The organism is Streptomyces sp. NPDC007025 (assembly GCF_042869455.1).
Lineage (GTDB): Bacteria > Actinomycetota > Actinomycetes > Streptomycetales > Streptomycetaceae > Streptomyces.
The window spans coordinates 108,542-124,439 of record NZ_JBIAFT010000007.1 but is presented as its reverse complement, the minus strand read 5'-3'; the positions used below and the strand labels follow the sequence as shown (position 1 = coordinate 124,439).

Genomic DNA, 15,898 nt, shown 5'->3' with positions numbered 1-15,898 from the left:
TGCCGGCGCCCGGTCCCGGCCCCGTCCGGGCCGACCCGCGAAAAAGGGGATGCCCCCCGGGTCGATCTTCACAGATCGCCACGAGGGGCATCCCGTTCCGGACCTCCAGGGGTCCGGTGAGCTGCGCTGGACCGGTTCGGCTCAGTAGTAGTGGTTGGCCTGCCAGAAGTCCCACGCACCACAGGGGCTTCCGTACCGGTCGTTCATGTAGTTCAGGCCCCACTTGATCTGGGTGGCCGGGTTCGTCCGCCAGTCGGCACCCGCCGAGGCCATCTTGGAGCCCGGCAGCGCCTGGACGAGTCCGTAGGCACCCGAGGAGGCGTTGGTCGCGCGGTAGTTCCAGCCGGACTCGCGCGAGACGATCGACGAGAAGCACTGGTACTGGCCGCCGCCGACGATCTGCTTGGCCATCGACTGCACCTCTGCGGTGGAGTACGACGACTTCTGGGCGAAGTTCGCGCGCTCGTTGGACCGGCTCGCGGCCGACTTGACCTCGTCGCGCTCCTCGGCCTTCTTGGCGGCCTTCTCCGCTGCCGCTTCCTTCTCGGCCTTCGCCTTCTTGGCGGCGGCGTCCTCGGCGGCCTGCTTGCGGGCGGCCTCCTCGGCGGACTTCCGCGCCTCGGCATCTGCCGCGGACGAGGCGGCGTCGACCTGCTGGGTCAGGGAGGCACTCTGCGCCCGGGCCTGCGACCCGGCTGGTATGTCCTCCAGGAGCGTCGCCTGGGCGGCGGTGGCCTCGGCGTCACCGGGCGCCGAGCCCTGGTCGGCGCCTGCGGCAACCCCGACGACGGCGCCGACGGTGGTGACCGCGGTGGCGGACGCCACGGCGAATCCCCGGACCGAAATCCGAGCAGTCACACGGTTTCCTTCCAACATGCCCGCTGGGGTGACCTCGCGGACGCAATCGTGCCCCTGACACTGGCCTCCCTCATTCTGGCCACGGGAGACACGGGCCCGGTGGGTCTCCCCCGACGGGAGAGCCCGCGTGGTGCTTCGGGCGGCATACGGCGACTGCTGTTCAGTTCTGTACTGCGTTGCGTTGTCGCACCGTTGGTGGTGCGGATGTGCCGTATGCGGGGCCTGACAGAAACCACACCCTGCCGGAACGGGACGCGCCGAAGCAATTCCGTGCCGAGTGGGAAAGCTCACACGGCGTTTGGGGGACAGGAATCTCGGAAACAGGAGCGCGAGCAGGCCCCGTGCGGCTAAGGTACTGCGCCCTTGCGCACGGGGCCCGGTTCCCGCAGCGGCGGTCAGTGGGCTCCGTCCGGCCCACCGCCGAGATCAGTGCAGGTCAGACGCGACCCTCTTCCAGCATTTCGGTCACCAGTGCGGCAATCGGGGAACGCTCCGAACGCGTCAGGGTGATGTGTGAGAAGAGCGGATGACCCTTCAACCGCTCGACCACGGCGACGACTCCGTCGTACCGCCCCACCCGCAGGTTGTCCCGCTGCGCCACGTCGTGGGTGAGGACCACCCGCGAGTCGGTGCCGATCCTGGAGAGCACCGTCAGCAGCACATTGCGCTCCAGCGACTGGGCCTCGTCGACGATGACGAACGCGTCGTGCAGCGAACGGCCCCGGATGTGGGTGAGCGGCAGCACCTCCAGCATGCCGCGGCCCACCACCTCCTCGATGACCTCCCGGCTGGTGACCGCCGAGAGCGTGTCGAAGACGGCCTGCGCCCAGGGGTTCATCTTCTCCGCCTCGGAGCCCGGCAGATAGCCCAGATCCTGCCCGCCGACCGCGTACAGCGGCCGGAAGACCATCACCTTGCTGTGCTGCCTGCGCTCCAGCACCGCCTCCAGTCCGGCGCACAGCGCCAGCGCGCTCTTGCCGGTGCCCGCACGCCCGCCCATCGACATGATGCCGACCTCCGGGTCGAGCAGCAGATCCAACGCGATCCGCTGCTCGGCGCTGCGGCCCTTGATGCCGAACGCCTCACGATCGCCGCGCACCAGCCGGATCCGGCCGTCCGCCGTCACCCGGCCGAGCGCCTTCCCCTTCTCCGACTGCAGCACCAGTCCGGTGTGCACGGGCAGTTCCGGGGCGTCGTGCGGCAGGGCCGTGCTCTCCTCGGCGAAGAGTTCGTCCACGTCCTCGCCCGGGAGGGTGAGTTCGGCCATCCCCGTCCAGCCGGAATCGGTGACGGCCAGCTCGGCCCGGTACTCCTCGGCCAGCAGCCCGACGGACGACGCCTTGATCCGCAGCGGCAGATCCTTGGAGACGACCGTGACGTCGTACCCCTCCGCCTGCAGATTGCGGGCCACGGCGAGGATCCGCCCGTCGTTGTCCTCCAGCCGGCCGTGCGGATTGAGGAACGCGGCCGGCAGCACCGCCGGATCCGAGTGGTTCAGCTCGACCCGGAGCGTGCCGCCCGTGTCGCCGATCGGGATCGGCGCGTCGAGCCGGCCGTGGCGGATGCGGTACTCGTCGAGCCTGCGGAGGGCCTGCCGGGCGAAGTAGCCCAGCTCTGGGTGGTTGCGCTTGGCCTCCAACTCGGTGACGACGACCACGGGGAGCACGATCTCGTGCTCGTCGAACCGGTCCATGGCTGCCGGATCCGCCAGCAGGACGCTCGTGTCGATGACATACGTGCGTCGGCCGGAATCGCTGCGCTTCTTGCTGATCACCACGGTGGGACGAACCCCCTCGGATGAGGTCGGGAGCGACGGCGTCGCGGGGGAAGAGACCGGAGTCGGCCCGCACCACGCGGGCCGGGCTCCGGCCCTCCGCGTCCTGCGCCCGTGCCGCGCGCGTTGCTGCTCCGCGCGGTCCGGGGGCGTCCGTGGTGTCCAAAGGGCCTCCCGGCGACCACACCCCCTGGGAGGGGCACGGTCGTGAGGGATATTCCCTGCCGAGTGGTCAGCCATGCAATCAACCGCCACCTGCGTCGCAGCACGCCCGTGCGGGGCGGCCGGGAGGCCGCGGGAGTGCAGGGGGCCGACGAAGGTGCCGGGGACCGGGCCGGGTCGGCCGTACGGAGTAGCGGAGCCGGGCCGGGCGGCGCCCCGGGGTCCGGGCTCCGGAGGCGGGAGCGGCGTCGGTCGCGGTCCCGGACGCGGGGCGGTGGGGGCGCGGGCGGTGGCGTGGGGGCGTGGGCGTGAGCCGCGGCGGCCGTCAGCCGCCGTACCGGCGGTGGCGCGCGGCGTAGTCGCGCAGGGCGCGCAGGAAATCGACCTTGCGGAAGCCGGGCCAGAGCACCTCGCAGAAGTAGTACTCCGAATGGGCGCTCTGCCAGAGCATGAAGCCGGACAGCCGGGTCTCCCCGCTGGTGCGGATGATCAGGTCGGGGTCGGGCTGCCCCCTGGTGTAGAGGTGCTCCGAGATGTCCTCGACGGTGAGGCTCTCCGCGCACGCGTCGAGGCTTATCCCCCGCGCGGCGCGGTCGCTCAGCAGCGAGCGGACGGCATCGGTGATCTCCTGCCGGCCGCCGTACCCGACGGCGACGTTCACCAGTATCCCGTCGATGTGCCCCGCCTTCTGCTCGGCCTCCTTGAGCACCTTCTGGGTGCCGGCCGGCAGCAGGTCGAGCTGCCCGACGTGGTGCACCCGCCAGCGCCCGTCGGCGGCCAGGTCGCGCACGGTGTCCTCGATGATGCCGACCAGCGGGAGCAGTTCGCTCTCCGGGCGGTTCAGGTTGTCCGTCGACAGCAGCCAGAGCGTGACGACCTCGACGTCCGTCTCGGCGCACCAGCCGAGCAGCTCCTCGATCTTGGAGGCACCCGCCTTGTGCCCCTGCTCGGTCGTCCCGCCGGCGGCGCGTGCCCAGCGCCGGTTGCCGTCCAGGATGACGCCGATGTGCTTGGGGGCCTGATCGTGGTCGAGACGGTCCTCCACCCGGCGCGCGTAGAGCTTGTACACCAGGTCGCGCAGCTTCATGGGAACGGCCAGCCTCTCCGTGCCGAGTCGGGATTCCAGCACCTTACTGCCGTTCGCCCGAGCGTACGAACCGAGCCGGTCACGGTCGCGGCGCCTCCCCCGCGACCTGGAGCGGGTCCGGCACCGGCACGGTGATAGGAAAAGGCGTATGACGCACGGCACGCACCTCACCACATCCCCCGTCCCTGTCCCCACGGCCGTACCGTCCGACACGCTGCACCGTGCGGACCCGGCGCGCTACGACGCCATGGAGTACCGCCGCACCGGCCGCTCCGGGCTGAAGCTGCCCGCGATCTCGCTGGGGCTGTGGCACAACTTCGGCGACGACCGTCCGCTGGCCACCCAGCGGGACATCCTGCGCCGCGCCTTCGACCTGGGGGTGACCCACTTCGACCTGGCCAACAACTACGGTCCCCCGGCCGGGTCCGCCGAGCTGAACTTCGGCCGCCTCTTCGCGCAGGACTTCCGGCCCTACCGCGACGAGCTGGTCGTCTCGACCAAGGCCGGCTATCCGATGCACCCGGGGCCCTACGGGGACTGGGGCTCGCGCAAGTACCTGCTCTCCTCGCTCGACGCGTCGCTGAGCCGGATGGGCCTGGAGTACGTGGACATCTTCTACTCGCACCGCCACGACCCCGAGACCCCGCTCGAGGAGACCATGGGCGCGCTCGCGAGCGCCGTCCGGCAGGGCAAGGCGCTGTACGCGGGCATCTCCTCCTACAGCGCGGCGCGCACTCGCGAGGCCGCCCGGCTGCTGCGCGAGATGGGGGTGCCGGCGCTCATCCACCAGCCCTCCTACTCGATGATCAACCGCTGGACCGAGGACGACGGGCTGCTGGACACGCTGGAGGACGAGGGCATGGGCTGCATCGCCTTCGCGCCGCTCGCCCAGGGGCTGCTCACCGACAAGTACCTCGGCGGTGTCCCCGAGGGGTCCCGGGCCGCCCAGGGCAAGTCCCTGGACCCGGCGCTGCTGACGGACGAGGTCGTGCGGCGGCTGCGCGGCCTGAACGACATCGCCGAGCGGCGCGGGCAGTCCCTCGCCCAGTTGGCGCTCCGCTGGGTGCTGCGCGACCCGCGGATGACCTCGGCGCTGATCGGCGCCAGCTCCGTGGCGCAGCTCGAGGCCAATGTGGCGGCGCTGCGTGCCGGGAGCCTCACCGAAGGTGAGCTGGCCGAGATCGACGAACTCGCCGTCTCGGAGCCCGGCGCCAACATCTGGGCCGCCAGCAGCAACTCCTGACCGCTGCGGCGGAGCCCGAAGGGGCCCGGGGAACATAAAGCGGGCCGGTCCGTGGGGGGATACGGACCGGCCCGAGGGGGGGGTTCCCACCATAGCCCCTCGGGTGCGATCTTCCGCACAGCAACGACCGTGTCGCACAAGCGGATCCGGTCCTTCAGGCCGCCAGCGCGCCCAGCGCGACACCGGCCATCGCCCCGAGCACCATGAAGGGACCGAAGGCCAGGGCGCTGTCCCGGCGGGCGCGGCCGGTCGCCACGAGGGTCAGCCCGTAGCCCGCGGCGGCCAGGAAGCCGAGGAACGCACCGGCGAACAGCACTCCCCAGCCGTACCACCCAAGAGCAACCCCCACCGACAACGCGAGCTTGACGTCGCCGAAGGCCACCGCGCGCGGACTGATCAGGAACAGCACGAAGAAGGCCGCTGCCAGCGCGGGCCCGCCCAGCAGAGCCCGGCTCCAGCTGCCGCCCGCGTCGGGCAGCAGCGCCGCGCCGCCCAGCAGTACGGCGGTGCCGCCCGCCAGCGGCAGGGTCAGCAGGTCCGGCAGCCGCATCACCGCGTGGTCGACCGCCGCCAGCAGCAGGGCCACCGGCACGGCCAGCAGCCACACCGCCAGCTCCGGACGCAGCCCGGCGGCCGCGGCCAGCCCGGCACAGGCGAGCGCGCCGAGCAGCGCGAGAGCGCCCCTTCCACGCCCGTACGCCCACTCGGGCTCCTGGCTCCCGGCGCACGCGGCGCACGCGGCGGGGCCGAGCAGACCCCGCACTCCCCCGCCCAGCGGATGCCCGCGGGGGCAGCTCGCGCGCCACGGCTCCCCGGGTTCCACCGACAGCCGGTAGACGGCCCGGGGCAGCAGGGAGCACGCCGCGGCGCCGTAGACGGCGGCGGCCGGTATCGCGATCCACTCCAGCGGCGGCACACCGCGAGCCTACGCGGGGCCTGCGGCCGAAAGCCCCTACTCGCCCGTACGGAGGGCTTCGGGAGCGATTCATCTCACACCGGCGCGGAGCATCCCGGAGCGGGACAGCGCCGACACCTGCGACGCAGCACCAACCAGCCGTCCTCGGCGCCTCGTTATCCAACTGCCGTTGTCAGTGGGGGGCCGTACTGTAGTGCGTATGACATCGACTTCCACCGGGCCCGGAGAGCCCGGACGGCACCAGGAGACCGCTGCGGGCACTGCGCCCGCCTCGGAGACCTCCGTCACCGCGGCCAACGACGCGATCAGGAACTTCGTCGCGGGCCGCACCCTCTGGTCGAAGGAAGCTCTGGCCGAGCTTGACCGGCTGCGCGGGCAGTGGCAGCGCGCCGTTCGTGCCGAGATGGTCGAGGCGGCGTGAGGGCCGCCGCCTCGACCATCTCCTCCCTCCGGTGAGCCCCGACTCACCCTCCTCTCCGCGCCACTTCGGCGCACTCGCACCGCACCTCCCGCCGAACGGGGTCTCGTCACCCGCCCGTTGATCCGCGACCATGTGGCGGGTCAGCGGCACCCGCGGCACGCGGGCCCCACCGGCGGACGGAGGCGCGGTGCACAAGCGCGGACTGCGGCAGCGGATTCGGCCGCGGGCGGCGGGCGGTCCCGCCGCACCCGAGCACGACACTCCACCCGGGCACGGCGGGCCCGGCCCCGAACACGACCGTCCCGGACCGGGTGACGGCGAGGCCGCCGAGCAGGCGACGTACGAGGCCGCGGAGCGGGCCCGGCGCGGGCGGCGGCGGCTGCTGGTCGCCGGCGCCCTGTTCGCGACACTGATCCTCCCCCGGGTCGTCAGCCCGCCCGGCTCCGCGGGCGGCACCGAAACCGCACCGGCCGTCTCCGACCCCGGCAGCACCACCGCCCCGGCGACCCCGCACCCCGGCACGGGCCGCACCTCCTCCCCCACACCGGCGCCCACCCGCACCGGGCCGGGGCGCAGCGGCGTACCGCTCCCGCCCGGGAGCCCCGCACCCGGCGGCACCGGCCCCGCTGCGGGACCGGGATCCGGCGGCGACGAGGCCGCGTTCCGCTCGGTACGCGCGGGGCAGTGCCTGACCGTGCACGGCAACGGCACGGGCTGGAACCGTCCGGCACCGACCGAGGCCACCCGGATCGGCTGCGGGGACGATCGCGCCTTCACCCGGGTGACGGCCGTGCGCCATACGCCGGCCGACGGCGCCGGCGACCCCGCATGCCCCACCGGGAACGGCCGGGCCACCTGGACGCACGGCACCACGACGCTGTGCCTCACCCGACAGTTCCGGACCGGCCAGTGCCTGCTGGCCGAGGCGGACGACGGCCGGATGCGTGCCGCACTGATGTCCGCACCCGCCTGCTCCACCGTCCCGCCCTCCGGCCAGGGCCGGTACGACCGGCTGCTGCGGGTCACCGGCGTCCGCGAGGACACCGCACCCTGCCGGGAGAACGACCCCGCAGCACACTCCCGCTACTGGCGGTGGCGGATCGACGGCGGCGGCCGGACCCTGTGCACGGCCGACGCGACGGAGTGAGGCACCCGGCCCCGCTCACCCCGCCCGGCTCCGCACCCGCGGAGCGGCGGTGGCCAGCACGACCGCGAGCCCGCCGGCGAGCAGCGCGAACGGCAGCGCCGCACCCGCCAGAGCCAGATACGGCAGCGCGGAGAGCCCGGCGACGAGGCAGTAGCAGGCCCCCGTGAGGGAGAGGAAGCACTGGGTGCGGGGCGGTCCGTCCACGTTGAGGCGGACCACCAGCGCGGCGCACACGGCGGCCCACAGCGCCGCCCGGGGCTCACCGAAACCGAACGCGTCCCGGGCCGCCTCCGCCGCGCGGAACCACCACTGCGCGTCCAGGGCGTCCGCCATGCGCGGGAAGTCGGCCGCATAGCCGGGCAGCCGGGCGCCGTCCGGCACCCGGGCCACGCCGAAGGGTGCCACGTCCTGCCGGACGCACTCGGTGACCAACAGCACGGCCGCGCCGAGCGCCTGGGCCAGGCCGGAGCTCCACCCGACCGTCCAGGCGCGCAGCCGGACCGCGCCGGGAACGCCGGGCGGACCGGCGCCGGGTGCTGCTCCGCTCGGCGTCGTCCTCGCCGCCGCCACACCGCCGGGTCCCGCGCGGTCCACCACGGCCGATGCCCCGCCGGGTTCCCGCCGGGTCTTCGCCACCGGCCCGCCGGGTTCCGGTCCGGCGTCCGCCGCTGCGCCGCCGCCCCGTTCCGCCGCCTGCTGTGCCACGCCCGCACGCCCCCTCGGCCCGTCGTCCGTCCGCGGTCGGCCCGGGCCGTCCGGACCGGCCCCGCCATGATCGGGCGCACCGTCCCGGCCCGCAAGGGGCCGCCGAGGCCGCGGAGCCGGGCGGCGCAGGGTGCGGTCAGCCCTCCTTGGGGAAGGACACCTCCACGCGGCGGTTCTTCGCCCGGCCCTCCTCGGTCCCGTTGTCGGCGACCGGGTAGTCCTCGCTGTAGCCCCGCACGTTGAAGCTGACCTCGGAGCCCAGCTTCCGGGCCAGCGCCGTCTGCACAGCTGCCGCCCGCTTCTTGGAGAGCGTCTTGCCGTGCGCGTAGGAGCCGAGGTCGTCGGTGAAGCCGAAGACGTTGACCTCGGTGCTGCCCTGCTTCTCGATCTCGTCCGCGATGGACTCGATCCGTTCCTTCGCGCCGCTGCCGAGCTTTGCGCTGTTCTTGGCGAACAGCACCTCGGCCTGGAGGGTGAACTTCGTCTTCGCCGAACTGTCCTCGCGGCGCTCCTCGCCCCCGAGGTCCTCGGTCACGAACTTGATGTCCAGCACCTTGGGCTCGGCGAGCTTCGCGCCCGCGGCCAGGCGCAGTCCGTCGGCCTTCGCGTCCACCTGTACGGGCTTCCCGGAGTCCTTGAAGTCGTCCGGCGGCGCGCTGTACCCGGGGTCCCCGGGGCCCTTCTCGCCGGGCAGCGAGGGCGCCTGCCCGGTGGGGATGCCGGTGGGGTCGTCGGTGGGGTAGCGGGTCGCGATGTCCGGGACGGACGGAGTCGGCCCCGGGGCGGGGTCGTCCGCCCGCGCGGCGGGGGCTGCGATCCCCAGCACGAGGGCGGCGGAGGCGGACGAGGCCGCCGCGGCTCTGGCGGCCAACTGCCACCGGGTGAAGGCCATCCCTCACTCCCCTTCGGAGATCGTCACACCGGCCGGCGGCATGTCCGCGATCTGGAACTCGACCTCGTCATTGCCTTCCGGCGGGGCGGGGAACTGCGCGTACCAGGTCTTCGACTTCCCGGCGAGCACCGGCTGGCCGAACGAGGTGCACAGGCACTTGCCCTCGGTGTCCCTGAGGACGAGATAGCGCTTCTTGCCCTTCTTGTCGACGAGTTTGGCACCGGCGACCGACAGCTTGTTGCGCAGCGCCACTTCGGACTCGTCGCCCTCCCAACCGGGTGCCACCCACGCCTTGCCGCCTCCGTTGGTCACCTTGCCGCTGACCGTCACGAAGCCGCCCGACTCACGGCGGGCCGAGGTGATGGTGAGGGTGATGTCCTCGCCGCCCCGCACCTCCGCCAGCGGCTCGCCGTCCGCGGGGGCGCCGGAGCGTCCGCCGTCCGAGCCGCCGCCGCTCCCGTCGGCCTGCTCGGAGGACCGGGGCTGCTTGCCGTCGCCGCCGCCGTCGTCGCCCCCGCCGCACCCGGCGGTGAAGGCCAGTCCGGCCGCAAGGGCCACCGCGGTCATGGTCCTGCGGACCCGCAGGACGCGCCGATGATTCATGGACCACTCGACTCTCGTTCGTCGTTCGCTCGTCATTCGACCAGCACCACCGAGAACAGGTCGGACGGCTTCAGGTCGCGCCCCGCGTGCTCGGGGTCGATCGTCAGGTCCTCGCCGTCGCAGCGCAGCCGGATCTCCTCGGCGCTGTCCCCGTCGGTGTCGTCGCTGCCGTCACTGTCGTCCCCGGTACCGCCGTCGCTGTCGCCGCCACCGGTGCCTGTGCCGTTGTCCTCGCTCTCGCCGCCGTCGGTGCCGCCGTCGGTGCCGTCGTCGCCCGTGCCGTCGTCGTCGGGGCCGTCCGCGACGCAGCGCGGTCGGAGCACCGCGGTGGCGGTGGCCTTGGCCGTCCTGTTGTCCGCGCCGGGCACGATGGTGCGCCCGGTGTCGAACCGCGTCTCGATCCCGACCCGGTAGCCGAGGTCGCCGTCGCGCGTGACCGGATCGCAGGTGAGCAGGTCGGAACGGTTGCGGTCGGCGAAGTGCGCCGCCGCACCGCAGCCGTCGCCGGTCAGCGGGGCCCCGGCGGCCAACCAGTCCTGCCAGCCCCGCGCGGCCTCGACCGCGTCCAGGAATCCGTCGAAGAACTGCCGACGATCGTCCTCGGCGGCACCCAGCGCCGCCGCGTCAGCGGCCGTCTGGCCGCCGTTGCGCACGGTCGCCGCCTGGGCCACGGCGAAGAAGGCGAAGGCGAGGAACAGCAGCCCGGCGATCACCGCTCCGTAGAGCAGGACCGTCTGGCCGCCGTCGCCGCACGGACGGCGCGCGCTCAGCCGCCCAGCACGGCGGTCACCGCGTTGATGATGGCGCCCGAGATCAGCGAGTCCAGCCCCAGCGCCCGGATGGCCAGGATGATGCCCGCGACGAGGATGACGATCCCGGCGTATTCGATCGAGTTGGCGCCCCGGTCCCCGCCCCTGCCCCGCATCAGGGCGAGGCGGGTGCGGATGCGTCCGCGCGTGCCGTTCGGCATCGGGCTCTCCTCCGTAGCTGGCTGACTCGGTACCCCTGGAGGGATACGCCCCCGTGTCGTTCCGGACCTTCGGGCCCACCCGCCCCGCACGGCGGCCGGCGCCGGGGCGGCAGCGGCGTGGTGTCACCTCGGCCCCCTCCTGCCGGTACCCCGCGGTGTAGCTAACAGTCGCTGTCCGAGTGCAGACTGTGCCACAACTCATTGCGACGGCGAAGGGGCGGACGGCAACAGGTGCCGTGACCGCGGCCGCACCGGGCGCGGACGGGCACGTTCCGGCACGCCGGGCGGCGGGGAGGGCGGGGAGTAAACCGGACATGGACCGACGCCGCCTCCTCTCGACGGACCGTGGCGACAGGGCGAGCCGTGCGACACGGGGAACCCCCGTGCTGAGTGCGCGCGTTGAGCAGATGCGGGCTGTGGACGCACCGACCCTCACCATAGCGAGCGAGATGCCCCGCGCACCCCCTTCGCAACCCCGCTTCCCCGCACGACATAAGCCCCGTACGTAACGCAACGGACATACAGCCGACTGCCCCCCACCGCACAGCCAACCCTCCCCCGGGTTCACATACGGAAAGCGGGTGGGCGGTCCGCAGCGCCGTGAGTCGGCTCACGACGGCTCCGGCAACAAGAGTCCTCCTGTTTCCTTCCCGTCGCACAGCACTGTTCCCGACAGCCCGGGTATGCGATCAGGAAATACATTCCTGGCGTGAAACCCGCTGAATCGGGGCTGAGATGGCCCGGCGGTCGTCTTCTTGTGCCCGGAAATGTGCGTGCTTAAGATGCCCGAGCTGTCGCGCCCGGTGTGCGGCAGTTCGTGCCGGACGCCGAATCCCGCCGCTGTCCTGCGAGAAACCACCGTCGACAGGAGCGGGGAATCCAGGTGGGCGCCCTGCGGGACCGATACCCCGAGGGTTTGGGGTGAAGTCGTGACGGTGCCGCCGGAGAGGCGGACGTCGCGGCCGGACTACTGCTCCGGCCCGAATCGGACAGCTCACCTCGCAGGCGCAGGAGAGGGACTCCCCATGTCCGGAAGCATGCCCGGAACCGCCTCCGGCACAGTGCCGTCCTGGCGCTGACCGCAGGAGGCGCCGGTGTCGTGCTGCCGCTGTTCGCGACCGGCAACGCCGACGCCCCTTCCGTCGAGACCTGAGGCAAGGTGGCCCAGTGCGAGTCGAGCGGCAACTGGCAGGCCTACACCGGCAACTGCTACTACGGCGGCCCACAGTCATCCCGGTCGACCGGACCGGGAATCGACCGGACCGACGCTGACCGGCCCGGTCCCTGACCGGCCCGGGAGCTGCCGGACCAAGCACGTCCCGGGCCCGGGGGCCGGTGCGCTCCCCGGCCGTCCGCGCCGGCCGGGCTCAGCCGCCCAGCACCGCGCCGAAGTCCGTGTCGGAGCCCAGGACGAAGGTGGCGACGATGAGGATGAGGGTGCCGGGGAGCAGGAAGGCGATGGTGGTCATGGTGGCCTTGGGCACGGTCTTGGCCGCCTTGCGGCGCGCGTTCTGGGCGTCGGTGCGGCGCATGTCGGTGGCGATCTGGATGAGCGTCTCGGCGATCGGGGCGCCGAGCTCCTCGCCCTGCTGAAGCGCGGTGACGAACTGGTCGACCTCGTCGCTGGCGTTGCGTGCGCGCAGCTCGTCGAAGGCCTGGCGGCGGCTGACGCCCATGTCCATCTGCCGGAGTGTGATGCGCAGTTCGTCGGCCCACGGCCCCCGGTAGCGGTCGGCGACCCGCTCCAGCGCCTGCCGGAAGCCGAGCCCGGCGGAGACCACGACGGCCAGCACGTCCAGGAAGTCGGGCAGGGTGCGCTCGATGACGCGTCGCCGCTCCTTGATCGCCTGCCGGATGGCGAGGTCGGCCGCGAACCAGCCGAAGGCCAGCACGAGCGCGGTGAAGAAGAGGCTGCCCGCCCACAGTCCCACCAGCCCCATGCCGAGGCCGAACGCGCCGTAGACGGCGCGGCGGGCGGCGTACCGCTGGAGCGTGAGACCGCCGGGGTTGCCGGCCTGGTCGATCCGGCGGCGCTTGGCCGCGACCTGCTCGGGGCCCATCAGCCGCAGCACCAGCGGCGCCAGCCGCATGCCGAGCCGGTCGACGGCGGCCTCTCCCGTGGAGGTGCGGGTGGCGCCGACTTCCAGCGCGACGGCCAGGTCGGGCGGGAGCCTGGCCTCCGCGCGGTACATCCGCAGGCCGAGGAAGGCGCCGAGGACGGCGAGCGCGCAGAGCGCGGCGAGTCCGAGAGCGAGCACGCGCTCACACCTCTATCCGGCCGAGGCGGCGGATGACGAGGAACCCGGCGGCGAAGAGCCCGACGGCCACCACCATGGCGACCTGGCCGACCGGGCTGCCGGTCACCCGGGCGAGGGCGCCGGGCATCATCGAGTTCATCATCAGCATGGCGCCCAGGCCCAGCAGCGGGATGGTGAAGGCCGTCGCGTTCACCTCGGCGAGCATGGTGCGCACCTCGCGCCGGGTCTCCTTGCGCTCCTCCAGGGTGGTGGTGAGGTTGCGCAGCGAGGCGACGATGGTGCCTCCGGCCCGGTTGGCGAGGACGAGTGTGGTGACCAGGACGACGAGTTCGCGTGAGGGCAGCCGCTCGGCGAGTTCGTTGAGCGCGTCGTCGATGGAGCGGCCGACGGAGAGCTGGTCGGTGACCAGCCGCAGCTCGTCGCCCGCGGGGGCCTCCAGTTCCTCGGCTGCCATGCCCAGTGCCGTGCGCAGGGCGAGTCCGGCAGAGGTGGCGTTCGCGAGGATGCGGGCGAGTTCGGGGAGCTGGCCGATGAACTGCTCGGTGCGGCGCTGCCGCTGGTGCGCCAGGAAGGCGTTGGCGGCCAGCACCCCGACGAGCCCGGCGATCGGTCCGAAGAACGGCGCGAGCACGGAGGACGCCAGCAGCCACAGCACCACGACCAGTCCGGTCAGGTACACGACGTACTCGCCGGGTGTGAGGTCGAGTCCGGTCGCGGCGAGCTTCGCCTGAAGGCGGCGGCCCGCACCGGTGGCGCGCACCCGCCGGTCCACTCCGGCGAACCGGCGCCGCCCGCCGCCGGTGCCGGGCGGCAGCACCGGTGCGATGCCGCCGTCCCGGTCGAGCCGGGCGAGGAGGGCCCGGCGGCGGGCCCTCCCGGACGCGTAGAGCAGCGCACCGGCGGCGGCCAGCACACAGGCGGCGAGCGCGGCGCCGAGGGCGGTCGCGGCGGCGGCGTCCAGCGCGAGCGCCGTGCCGTGCGGGCGCGAGTCGGGGGTCACTCCGCCTCCCGGGTGGCGAGCTGGTCCTCGGAGTGGGCGACGCCGAAGGCGGCGGGCACCGGTTCCCCGGCCAGATAGAGCCGGTCGGCGACGCGGCGGGGCAGCGGCAGATGGGTGAACGTGCCGTGCACCCGGCCGTCGGGGCCGGTGGGCCGCGCCGCGAACCGGGAGACGGTCGCGATCTGGAAGGCCTCGCGGCCGTGCGAGGCCAGCAGGGCGATCTCCACGATCCGGCGGGAGCCGTCCGGGAGCCGGGCGAGCTGGACGAGCACGTCGACGGCGGAGTTGATCTGGTCCTGGAGGGCGGCGAAGGGGACGTCGACCTCGGACATGGAGGCGAGCGTCTGGAGCCGCATCAGGGCGTCCTCGGCGCTGTTGGCGTGCACGGTGGCCAGGGAGCCGTCGTGGCCGGTGGACATGGCCTGGAGCATGTCGAGGGTCTCGCCGCCGCGCACCTCGCCGACGATGATGCGGTCCGGTCGCATCCGCAGCGAGTTGCGCACCAGGTCGCGTACCGTCACCTGGCCCTTGCCCTCCACGTTGGGCGGCCGGGTCTCCAGCCGGATGACGTGCTGCTGCTGGAGTTGCAGTTCGGCGGCGTCCTCGACGGTGATGATGCGCTCGTGTTCGGGGATGAGCGCGGACTGCGCGTTGAGCAGGGTCGTCTTGCCGCTGCCGGTGCCGCCGGAGACGATCACGTTGAAGCGGGCCCGGATGAAGGCGGACAGCAGCGCGAGCATGTGCTCGTCCAGCGTGCCGAGCCCGATCAGTTCGCCGAGCGAGTAGGCGCGGGGGAAGCGGCGGATGGTGAGGGTGGCGCCGGTCAGCGAGAGCGGCGGGATGATGACGTTCACCCGCTCCCCGGACGGCAGCCGCGCGTCCACCATGGGGTTGGACTCGTCCACCCGGCGGTTGACGGTGGAGACGATGCGCTCGATGGTCTGCAGCAGTTGCTCCTCGGAGGCGAACCGTACGGGCACCTGTTCGACGCGCCCGCCGCGCTCGACGAAAACGTGGTCCGGCCCGTTGACCATGATCTCGGTGATCGAGCCGTCCTCCAGCAGCGGTTCGAGCACCCCCAGGCCGAGGGCCTCGTCCACCACGCGCCGGATCAGCAGCGTGCGGTCGCCGGTCGCCAGGACCGGACCGTCCCGGCTGATGAGGTGGCCGAGCACCCGCTCCAGGCGGGCGCGGCGCTCGGCGGGGCTGAGCGCCGACATCTCGGCGAGGTCGATCTCCTCCAGCAGCTTGGCGCGGTAGGCAGGCACCAGGTGGCCGGTGCTGTCGGCGGCGGAACCCGGCGCTCCGGCGGCGCCGGCCGCCGCGGGGTTCTGGTGCCCGGTGATGCGGGAGCGCAGACTCATGGACCGACCTCGCTCATTCCTGTCCTTCCGTCGCGGCGGTCATCCGGCTCATCAGCGGCGGTCGCTCGGCATGGTCGCGGAGCGGGAAGCGGAGCCCAGGCTGTCCATCCCGGGGAGCAGGGAAGGGATGGACACGGTCGTGGTGACCCGCACCTCGCCCGCGCCGTCCGCGCGCGTGAAGCTGCTGCGGGCCGCCGTCCAGTCGGACATGGCGGCCCGGCCGCCCGCCGCGTACCGGTCGGCCGTCTCCTCGCGGGAGGCCACCCGCGCCGCCGCCCGGGCGCCGGTGCCCGCCTGCTGGACGGTGTAGCCGACGATGCCGAGCTGGATGGCCGCCAGCGCCACGAGCAGCAGCAGCGGCAGCATCCCGGCGAACTCCAGCGCGCTGGAGCCGCGGTCGGCCGCCCGACCTCGAACACCCCGGCACTCCCGCAGACCTCGAAGGCCCCGAAGGCCCTCGCGGCTGAGCAGTTCCCGGCGGGCGCTCCCCGGCATGCC

General features: G+C 73.2%; 17 protein-coding genes and 1 riboswitch. Of the genes, 4 read left to right on the top strand and 13 right to left on the bottom strand.

All coding sequences use genetic code 11. The features are described 5' to 3' along the window. Positions 1-141 precede the first annotated feature (141 nt). The 3 genes from ACFYMO_RS15560 to ACFYMO_RS15550 all read right to left on the bottom strand — a co-directional run bounded on the left by ACFYMO_RS15560 (position 142) and on the right by ACFYMO_RS15550 (position 3,881). On the bottom strand, positions 142-876 hold the full coding sequence (locus ACFYMO_RS15560; RefSeq protein ID WP_175488543.1) for a transglycosylase SLT domain-containing protein: 735 nt from the start codon (positions 874-876) through the stop codon (positions 142-144). 418 nt (positions 877-1,294) lie between these two features. Further along, entirely contained in the window at positions 1,295-2,635 is a 1,341-nt protein-coding gene (locus tag ACFYMO_RS15555) for a PhoH family protein (RefSeq protein ID WP_019357633.1), read from the bottom strand. A 484-nt stretch (positions 2,636-3,119) separates the two neighbouring features. Next, the gene (locus tag ACFYMO_RS15550; RefSeq protein WP_366773155.1) at positions 3,120-3,881 is read right to left on the bottom strand and encodes an isoprenyl transferase; all 762 of its coding nucleotides are present in this window, start codon (positions 3,879-3,881) and stop codon (positions 3,120-3,122) included. Positions 3,882-4,029: 148 nt separating this feature from the next. Between ACFYMO_RS15550 and mgrA the strand changes: the two genes are divergently transcribed. Beyond that, positions 4,030-5,124, top strand: a complete 1,095-nt coding sequence (mgrA, locus tag ACFYMO_RS15545; protein WP_388546740.1) for an L-glyceraldehyde 3-phosphate reductase — start codon at positions 4,030-4,032, stop codon at positions 5,122-5,124. Between the two features lie 154 nt (positions 5,125-5,278). On the opposite strand, the gene ACFYMO_RS15540 is transcribed toward mgrA, so the two are convergent. Further along, positions 5,279-6,040 carry an A24 family peptidase gene (locus tag ACFYMO_RS15540; RefSeq protein ID WP_366773115.1) on the bottom strand — a complete coding sequence of 254 codons (762 nt, stop codon included), beginning with the start codon at positions 6,038-6,040 and terminating at the stop codon, positions 5,279-5,281. 199 nt (positions 6,041-6,239) lie between these two features. On the opposite strand from ACFYMO_RS15540, the gene ACFYMO_RS15535 reads away from it, so the two are divergent. Both ACFYMO_RS15535 and ACFYMO_RS15530 read left to right on the top strand, forming a co-directional pair. Beyond that, entirely contained in the window at positions 6,240-6,461 is a 222-nt protein-coding gene (locus ACFYMO_RS15535; protein WP_366773116.1) for a hypothetical protein, read from the top strand. Between the two features lie 187 nt (positions 6,462-6,648). Beyond that, positions 6,649-7,608: a hypothetical protein gene (locus tag ACFYMO_RS15530; protein ID WP_366773117.1), complete on the top strand. Its 960-nt coding sequence runs from the start codon at positions 6,649-6,651 to the stop codon at positions 7,606-7,608. 15 nt (positions 7,609-7,623) lie between these two features. On the opposite strand, the gene ACFYMO_RS15525 is transcribed toward ACFYMO_RS15530, so the two are convergent. The 5 genes from ACFYMO_RS15525 to ACFYMO_RS15505 all read right to left on the bottom strand — a co-directional run bounded on the left by ACFYMO_RS15525 (position 7,624) and on the right by ACFYMO_RS15505 (position 10,778). Continuing rightward, a complete protein-coding gene (locus tag ACFYMO_RS15525) occupies positions 7,624-8,313 on the bottom strand; it encodes a hypothetical protein (RefSeq protein ID WP_388546736.1) in 690 nt (229 codons plus the stop codon). A 136-nt stretch (positions 8,314-8,449) separates the two neighbouring features. Continuing rightward, on the bottom strand, positions 8,450-9,205 hold the full coding sequence (locus tag ACFYMO_RS15520) for an OmpA family protein (RefSeq protein WP_366773119.1): 756 nt from the start codon (positions 9,203-9,205) through the stop codon (positions 8,450-8,452). A 3-nt stretch (positions 9,206-9,208) separates the two neighbouring features. After that, positions 9,209-9,808 carry a hypothetical protein gene (locus ACFYMO_RS15515; protein ID WP_366773120.1) on the bottom strand — a complete coding sequence of 200 codons (600 nt, stop codon included), beginning with the start codon at positions 9,806-9,808 and terminating at the stop codon, positions 9,209-9,211. A gap of 32 nt (positions 9,809-9,840) precedes the next feature. Then, positions 9,841-10,521, bottom strand: coding sequence for a hypothetical protein (locus tag ACFYMO_RS15510; RefSeq protein ID WP_388546732.1), 681 nt, complete (start codon positions 10,519-10,521; stop codon positions 9,841-9,843). Positions 10,522-10,574: 53 nt separating this feature from the next. Continuing rightward, entirely contained in the window at positions 10,575-10,778 is a 204-nt protein-coding gene (locus ACFYMO_RS15505) for a hypothetical protein (protein WP_019357641.1), read from the bottom strand. Positions 10,779-11,593: 815 nt separating this feature from the next. Then, positions 11,594-11,801, top strand: a riboswitch (cyclic di-AMP (ydaO/yuaA leader). A gap of 136 nt (positions 11,802-11,937) precedes the next feature. On the opposite strand from ACFYMO_RS15505, the gene ACFYMO_RS15500 reads away from it, so the two are divergent. Then, complete coding sequence (locus tag ACFYMO_RS15500; RefSeq protein WP_366773122.1) at positions 11,938-12,066, top strand: transglycosylase family protein; 129 nt, start codon at positions 11,938-11,940, stop codon at positions 12,064-12,066. Between the two features lie 79 nt (positions 12,067-12,145). On the opposite strand, the gene ACFYMO_RS15495 is transcribed toward ACFYMO_RS15500, so the two are convergent. Genes ACFYMO_RS15495 through ACFYMO_RS15480 form a run of 4 tightly spaced genes read right to left on the bottom strand, consistent with a single transcriptional unit; the run spans position 12,146 to position 15,895 of the window. Next, positions 12,146-13,036, bottom strand: coding sequence for a DUF5936 domain-containing protein (locus ACFYMO_RS15495; protein WP_366773123.1), 891 nt, complete (start codon positions 13,034-13,036; stop codon positions 12,146-12,148). A 4-nt stretch (positions 13,037-13,040) separates the two neighbouring features. Continuing rightward, the gene (locus ACFYMO_RS15490) at positions 13,041-13,997 is read right to left on the bottom strand and encodes a type II secretion system F family protein (RefSeq protein ID WP_388547005.1); all 957 of its coding nucleotides are present in this window, start codon (positions 13,995-13,997) and stop codon (positions 13,041-13,043) included. Between the two features lie 35 nt (positions 13,998-14,032). Continuing rightward, positions 14,033-15,400, bottom strand: coding sequence for a CpaF family protein (locus ACFYMO_RS15485; protein ID WP_366773125.1), 1,368 nt, complete (start codon positions 15,398-15,400; stop codon positions 14,033-14,035). A gap of 51 nt (positions 15,401-15,451) precedes the next feature. Beyond that, complete coding sequence (locus ACFYMO_RS15480) at positions 15,452-15,895, bottom strand: TadE/TadG family type IV pilus assembly protein (RefSeq protein WP_366773126.1); 444 nt, start codon at positions 15,893-15,895, stop codon at positions 15,452-15,454. Positions 15,896-15,898: the final 3 nt, after the last annotated feature.